The sequence below is a fragment of the Kitasatospora sp. NPDC057198 genome, from assembly GCF_042670125.1.
Classification (GTDB): domain Bacteria; phylum Actinomycetota; class Actinomycetes; order Streptomycetales; family Streptomycetaceae; genus Kitasatospora.
On the sequence record NZ_JBHUWH010000418.1, the window covers coordinates 1 to 6,821 of the forward strand.

Annotated in this window: 8 protein-coding genes; 5 read left to right on the forward strand and 3 right to left on the reverse strand. The window is 75.2% G+C overall.

From position 1 onward, the window contains the following. The coding region (locus ACFUEL_RS31865; protein WP_380240405.1) for an EamA family transporter at positions 1–954 on the reverse strand (954 nt) is incomplete at its 3' end. Positions 955–1,002: 48 nt separating this feature from the next. Here ACFUEL_RS31865 and ACFUEL_RS31870 point away from each other — a divergent pair. From ACFUEL_RS31870 to ACFUEL_RS31885, 4 genes are all read left to right on the forward strand, one after another. Beyond that, entirely contained in the window at positions 1,003–1,539 is a 537-nt protein-coding gene (locus ACFUEL_RS31870) for a MarR family winged helix-turn-helix transcriptional regulator (RefSeq protein WP_380240407.1), read from the forward strand. A gap of 144 nt (positions 1,540–1,683) precedes the next feature. Then, positions 1,684–2,031, forward strand: coding sequence for a PRC-barrel domain containing protein (locus tag ACFUEL_RS31875; protein ID WP_380240409.1), 348 nt, complete (start codon positions 1,684–1,686; stop codon positions 2,029–2,031). A gap of 397 nt (positions 2,032–2,428) precedes the next feature. Beyond that, positions 2,429–2,593: a hypothetical protein gene (locus ACFUEL_RS31880; RefSeq protein ID WP_380240411.1), complete on the forward strand. Its 165-nt coding sequence runs from the start codon at positions 2,429–2,431 to the stop codon at positions 2,591–2,593. A gap of 72 nt (positions 2,594–2,665) precedes the next feature. Continuing rightward, a complete protein-coding gene (locus tag ACFUEL_RS31885) occupies positions 2,666–3,991 on the forward strand; it encodes a glycosyltransferase family 2 protein (RefSeq protein ID WP_380240413.1) in 1,326 nt (441 codons plus the stop codon). 74 nt (positions 3,992–4,065) lie between these two features. Here ACFUEL_RS31885 and ACFUEL_RS31890 read toward each other — a convergent pair whose 3' ends face one another. Next, positions 4,066–5,145, reverse strand: coding sequence for a winged helix DNA-binding domain-containing protein (locus tag ACFUEL_RS31890; RefSeq protein WP_380240415.1), 1,080 nt, complete (start codon positions 5,143–5,145; stop codon positions 4,066–4,068). Positions 5,146–5,284: 139 nt separating this feature from the next. Beyond that, entirely contained in the window at positions 5,285–5,713 is a 429-nt protein-coding gene (locus ACFUEL_RS31895) for a protein-tyrosine phosphatase family protein (RefSeq protein ID WP_380240419.1), read from the reverse strand. A 144-nt stretch (positions 5,714–5,857) separates the two neighbouring features. Here ACFUEL_RS31895 and ACFUEL_RS31900 point away from each other — a divergent pair. Further along, positions 5,858–6,821, forward strand: a 964-nt coding sequence (locus tag ACFUEL_RS31900) for a TerC family protein (RefSeq protein ID WP_380240417.1), incomplete at its 3' end; no start/stop codon positions are given.

Sequence of the window (6,821 nt, forward strand, 5' to 3'; positions counted from 1 at the left end):
AGCGGGGGCGGCGGGGCGCCGATGGGACGCCGGTGCGGTGCGGGGTGCCCGCGGCCGCCGGGGACGGGGACGGGGACGCGGGCGGGAGCGGGAGCCGGGGCGGCCGAGGGCGATGCCCGCCACCACCAGGGCCATCCCGGCGTACTGGGCCGGGCCCGGGTGCTCGCCACCCAGGGCCGCGTCGAGCAGGACGCCGGTGACGGGGTTGAGCAGGCCGATCAGGCCGACGGTGGCGGCGGGCAGGCGGCGCAGCCCGGCGAACCAGACCAGGAAGGCCAGCGCGGTAGCCACCAGCGAGGTGTAGCCGAAGGCGAGTTGGGCGCCGCCGTCCAGCCGGGGCGGCGGCCCCTCGACCAGCGCCGCCACCGGCAGCAGGAACAGCCCGCCGAGGGTCAACTGCCAGGCGGTGGAGGCGAGTACGCCCGGCCCGTCCGCGCCGGCCGGGCTCCCGGCCGTCCAGTGGGCGGTGAGCACGTAGCCGACCGAGGAGACCAGCAGCGCGCCCAGCGAGGCGAGCAGTCCGGCGGCCCCGGTCGGGCCCGCGCCGCCCGCGAGCATCAGGGCGGCGCCGCCGACGCCGACCGCGCCGCCCGCCAGTTGGGCGGGCAGCGGGCGCCGGCCGGTCAGCAGCCAGGCGCAGAGCATCAGGGCGAGCGGGGAGAGGGCCATCACCATGGCGGCGGTGCCCGCCGGCAGCCACTGCGAGGCCAGGTAGACCAGGACGAAGAAGGCGGCGGTGTTCAGCGCCCCGAGCACGGCGGAGCGCCACCACCAGTCGCCGCGCGGCAGTCGCCGGGCGGCGGCGAGCAGCAGGAGCCCGGCGGGCAGCGCGCGCAGGGTCGCGCCCCAGAGCGGGGAGTCGGCCGGCAGGTGGTGGTGGGTGACGTAGTAGTTGGCGCCCCAGGCCACCGGGGCGAGGGCGGTGAGGGCGCCCCACCGGAGAAAAGCTTCCATGGAAGTCAATATAGCTTCCATGGAAGGAGGCTCGGCTATGCTGGTGCCATGGAGCAGCCCGCCGAGCAGCCGCCCGACCACGTCGCCCGGATCCAGGCCGCCTGGCGGCGCGAACGGCCCGACCTGGACGTCGCCCCGCAGGGCGTCATCGGCCGCCTGCACCGGGTCGCCACCCTGCTCACCCACGAGCTGTGCGCCGTCTACGCCCGCTACGGCCTGGGCGAGGGCGAGTTCGACGTGCTCGCCGCCCTGCGCCGGGCCGGCGCCCCGTACGAGCGCGCCCCCGGCGAGCTCGCCGCGCACACCATGGTCACCACCGGCGCCGCCACCAAGCGCATCGACCGCCTGGAGCGGGCCGGGCTGGTCACCCGGCGCGCCGCCACCGGGGACCGGCGCGGCCGGGTGGTCGCCCTCACCCCGGCCGGGCGCGAGCTGATCGACCGCGCCTTCGCCGACCACATCCGCAACGAGCACCGGCTGCTGGCCGCCCTCGACCCCGCCGAGGCCGCCCGGCTGGAGGTACTGCTCACCGACTGGCTGGCCCGCCTCGAACCCGCCGACGGCGGCACCCCGCCGACCGGCTGAGCGCGTTCCGGGCGCACTCCCGGTGCGTTCCGGGCGAGTTCCGGGTGCGTTCCGCCCGAATCCGCCGAAAAGCCGCGCATGACCCGGACGGAACCGGGCAGCCGGACCGCAGACCGACGAACTCCCCTCGACAAGGAGGCAGTTGTGAGCGACGGCATGTGGGGCTACGAGCAGGCCGAGGGCTACAACCCGGGCGTCGACCTGACCGGTTACCGGGTCGAGGCCACCGACGGGCACATCGGCAAGGTCGACAAGCACTCCTACGAGGCCGAGGACGGCTACATCGTGGTCGACACCGGCCCGTGGATCTTCGGCCGCGAGGTGCTGCTCCCGGCGGGCGTCATCCGGCGCATCGACGAGGAGGCCAAGACGGTCTGGGTCGACCGCCCCAAGGAGGAGATCAAGAGCTCCCCGGAGTACCACCGCGAGTCGCACGCCCTGGACACCGACTACCGGCGCGGCGTGGGCGGCTACTACGGCACCGGCATGTGACCGGCCCGCCGGCGTGAATGCACCGCCGCGCCCCGTCGGCGGACGGGGCGCGGCGGTCCGTCGTGCTGTCGGGGCGTACTGCCGGTGCCTGCTGCCGCTGCGTGCTGCCGGTGCGTGCTGCCGGTGCGTGCTGCCGGTGCGTGCTGCCGGTGTGTCGGGGCACCCGGACGGTGGCGGTGACGCGGGAGGACACCGTGCCGTCGGCGGTCCTGGTGGCGGCGGACCGCTGCGCGTACCGCGCGGTCGGCGGCGGGTGCTCCGGTCGGGGGAATCGCGGCGCGGCTCGCGTCCCCGGCGGGCGGGGCGGGAGACGGTGGCCGGGAGGGCCCGGCCGGACGGCGGGCGAGGTGCGAGGGCGCCGCCCCCCTGGCGCGGCGCACGCCGGAGGAGGACGTCGATGTCGGAAGGCCGTCAGCTGGCCCGGACCGGACTGGGAACGATCAGCGTGCTCGGGGTGGCAGTGACCGAGAAGTGGCTGGTGCTGGTCGCCCTCTCCCTGGTCGCGGCGGGGGTGCTCGCGCTGCGCCTGGCGTGGCGCCGGGGCCGCGGGTTGCAGGACTGAGCGGGCGGGGACGCGATCCCGGTGGCACGCATCCATCCGGCATCGGCGCTCCCGCGGTGCGTCCTGGCGGCTGTGAGCCTGACGGTCCTGGCGGGGGTGTACCTGCTGGTGCGCCGGTTCGAGGCGGTGGCGGACCTGCCCGGCGGGGACGCGCCCGCGTTCACCGCGCTCTACACCGCGATGTTCGCCTGGCTCGGCTGGCGGACGGTGCTGGCGTACAGCGAGCGCCCGCACCGGGCCGACCCCGCCGACCAGGCCGAGCTGGACCGCGCGCACGTCGCCGTCCTGGTGCCGGTGTTCAACGAGGACCCGGGCTGGCTGCGCCGCTGCCTGGCCTCGCTGCTGGAACAGACCCGCCCGCCCGACTCCGTCCACGTGGTCGACGACGGCAGCAAGGTCGACTACCGGCACGAGCGGGAGTGGTTCGAGGCGGCCTGCCGCGACGCGGGCGTGGCGGTGAGCTGGCGGCGCACCCCCAACCGGGGCAAGCGCGCGGCGCAGGTCTCCGCCGCCGAGCGGGCCCCGGAGGCGGACTTCTTCCTGACCGTCGACTCCGACACCGACCTGGACACCGAGGCCGTCGCGGAACTGCTGCGCCCCTTCCGGGACCCGCGCGTCCAGTCGGTGGCCGGAGTGGTGATGGCCGCCAACGCGGGGACGAACCTCCTGACGCGCTGCACCGACCTCTACATGACCACCTGGCAGCTCAACGAGCGCTCCGCCCAGTCCGTGCTGGGCTCGGTCCTGGTCAACACCGGCGTCCTGGCCGCGTACCGGGCGGCGGTGGTCCGCGAGCACGCCCGCACCTACCTGGCCGAGACCTTCCTGGGCCGCCGGGTGGACTTCTCCGACGACTCGATGCTGACGCTGTTCGCCAAACTGCGGGGCCGCACCGTGCAGCAGCCCAGCGCCCTCGGGCTCGCCGCGATGCCGGAGACGCTCGACCACCACCTGCGCCAGCAACTGCGCTGGATGCGCGGCTCCGCGATCCGCACCTGCTGGCGCCTGCGCTACCTGCCGCTGACCGGCTACGCGTTCTGGCTGCAGACCGCGCACCTGTTCACCGCCGTCACCGGTGGCGTCCTGTTCGGGTGGCTGTTCCTGTGGCAGCCGTTCACGGTCGGCGTGCCGCCGTGGCTGCTCCTCCTGGTGCCGACCGTCGTCTCCTACGTCGAGGCGCTGCGCTACCTCACCGTCCGCCGCCACGACCACTCCCTGCGACGGCAGTTGGCCGTCGTCGCGCTCGCCCCACTGGTCCTGCTGTGGGGGATGACCGTCCTGCGGGCGCTCAAGTGGTACGGCGCCCTGACCTGCGCGCGCACCGGCTGGGGCACCCGGCAGGACGTCGAACTGGCGCTGACCCCCGCCCCCGGCCGCCAGGGACGAAAGCCCCGGTGACCGTGCCATGCCTGCCGCCGACCGGGCCGCGCTGCCCGGCGCCGCCCTGGCCGCCGCCCTGGACCGGCGCGGCGTCAGGCCGCCGGTTCGAGCACCGCCCGGTGCCCGGAGCCGAGGAACTCCGCCAGCCGTCCGGCCTCCGCCGCCACCTCCCCGGCGGCCGCGTCCGGCAGCGGGCGGAACGGGCTGACCAGCAGCTCCGTGCCGCGCAGCGCCCAGGTGCCCGCGACGAAGCCGTCCAGCAGGAAGGTCGGCCGGACCCTCGCCGAGCCCGGCATCACCCGCGGGCGGTCCGGGTCGGCGAGCACCCGGGTGCGGTCCGCGTGCCCGAGCAGCAGGTTGTCGTACGCGGGCAGGAACCGCACCGGGACGGGGCGCTCCGGGTCGGCGAGCGGCGCGTCCGGCAGGTCGAACAGTTCGGTGCCGCGCTCGTCGCGGTGCGCCCGCAGCCGGGGGCGCAGCTCCTCGAACACCGCCCGCGTCCGGGTCAGCCCGGACCACGCCTGGAAGTCCGCCACCCCGGCCGGACCGAACGCCGCCAGGTAGCGCAGCACCGCCGCGCCCGCCGACAGTTCGCCGGGCCGCTGCTCGGCGAGGGACAGCGAGGTGTTCGGCCGGGTGCCCCAGCCGCCCCAGGCGGCGCTGTCCGGGCCCTGCAGCACCGGCACCCGCAGTTGCACCGCGCCCGCCAGCAGTTTCCCGTCCCGCCCCGGGTGGCGGGCGGCCAGCTCGGCGGCGAGGGTCTGCCGGGACAGCGTCCGTCCGGCCAGCAACTCCCGTCCGGTGGCGGCGAGTTCGTCCAGGTCGAGCCCGTCGGTGGCGGGGGCGAAGTAGCGGGCCCGGGAGGTCCGGTCCAGCACCGGCTGGAGCAGCGGCCGCCAGCGTCCGAAGTCCGCGCCGCCGGTCAGGTGCTGGGTGCTGCGCAGCGACGCCGAGCGCACCACCCGCCCGTCCGCGAGCAGCGCCGCCAGCTCCTCCCGGCGGAAGTCCTCGATCCGCGTCCACAGCCCCAGGTAGGGCCAGTTCGGTTCCTGCGCCTGGAGCGCGACCAGCCGCTCCACCACCTCGGTCACGGGCAGCCCGGTCCGCTCGGTGAGGAACTGCCGTTCGAGCAGCGTCCGGTTCAGGGTGCGGACGGACAGCACGTCGTTCATGCGGTGCGGGTTCTCCCGTCGGGTGGTGGACCTGCCGCCACGCTACGGGCCGCAGCGGTCAGTTCCCGTCCGCAATCCGCGGCTCCCGCAGAGCGCGGCTCCCGCCCGCGGGGTGCGGCTCCCGTCCGCGGGGTGCGGCTCACCGGAAGCGGGCGACGAAGCGGCGCTGCCAGGGCGTCTCCACCGCGCGCGGGGAGTAGTGGGCGCGGACGTGGGCGACCGCCTCGGCGGCGGGGACGCCGTCCAGGACGGCGAGGCAGGCCAGGGCGGTGCCGGTGCGGCCGTAGCCGCCGCCGCAGGCGACCTCGACGCGCTCGCCGGCGGCGCGGTCCCACGCCTCGCGCAGGGCGTCGGCAGCGTCGGCGCGGTCGGCCGGCAGGCGGAAGTCGGGCCAGCGCAGCCAGCGGGACTCCCAGTCGGCGGCGGGCGGCCGGCGGCCCAGCAGGTACAGCGCGAAGTCGGGCGGCGGCCCGGCGGGGAGCGGACGGCGCAGGCCGCGGCCGCGGATCAGGCGGCCGGAGGGGAGCGGCAGGACGCCCGCGGTGCCGGGCGGCCAGGTGGTGCTCACGGGGTCGGCGGTCACGGGTCCGAGCGTAGCGGCGGGACGGGGCGGGCCGCCGGGTGTGTCGCGCGGGCGAATCGATCTTCGGCGGTCAGGATGGTGCTTCCCCTGCCGAACCCGCCCCCGCCGGGGCTCCGACGAGGAGCAGTCATGGACGTGTCCGCAGGTCTGTGGGCCGCCACCATCGCGGTGCTGATCGCGCTGATCGTGGCCGACTTCTTCATCGGCGGCCGCAAGCCGCACGAGGTCTCGATCAAGGAGGCCGGGGTCTGGACCACCGTGTGGGTGGTGCTGGCGGGCCTGTTCGGCGCCTTCGTGTGGGGGTACGGCGGCTCGGAGCCGGCCGTGGAGTTCTTCGCGGGCTACATCACCGAGAAGTCGCTCAGCGTCGACAACCTGTTCGTGTTCATCCTGATCATGGGCAAGTTCGCGGTGCCGAAGATCTACCAGCAGTGGGTGCTGATGTTCGGCGTGATCATCGCCCTGGTGCTGCGCGGCGTCTTCATCGCGGGCGGCGCGGCCATGGTCGACAAGTTCTCCTGGGTGTTCTACCTCTTCGGCGCGTTCCTGCTCTGGACGGCCGGCAAGCTGCTCGTGGAGGCCGGGCGGGATGAGGCGGAGGAGGAGTTCCAGGAGGGGTGGCTGCTGCGCCTGGTCAAGAAGCGCGTCCCGTCCACGGACGAGTACCACGGCACCAAGCTGTTCGTCCGGGAGAACGGCCGCCGGCTGATGACCCCGATGCTGACGGTGCTGCTGGCGATCGGCACCACCGACGTGCTGTTCGCGCTCGACTCGATCCCGGCGATCTTCGGCCTGACCCAGGACGCGTACATCGTCTTCACCGCCAACGCCTTCGCGCTGATGGGCCTGCGCCAGCTGTACTTCCTGATCGGCGGCCTGCTGACCAGGCTGGTCTACCTGTCGTACGGCCTGGCGTTGATCCTCGGCTTCATCGGCGTCAAGCTGGTCCTGCACGCGCTGCACGAGAGCGGCGTGCACGTGCCGGAGATCGGCATCGCCTTCTCACTGGGCTTCATCGTGGTGGTGCTGGCGGTCACCACCGTCGCCAGCCTGCTGTCCTCCCGCAAGCAGGACCGGGCGGCCCGCGCCTGCC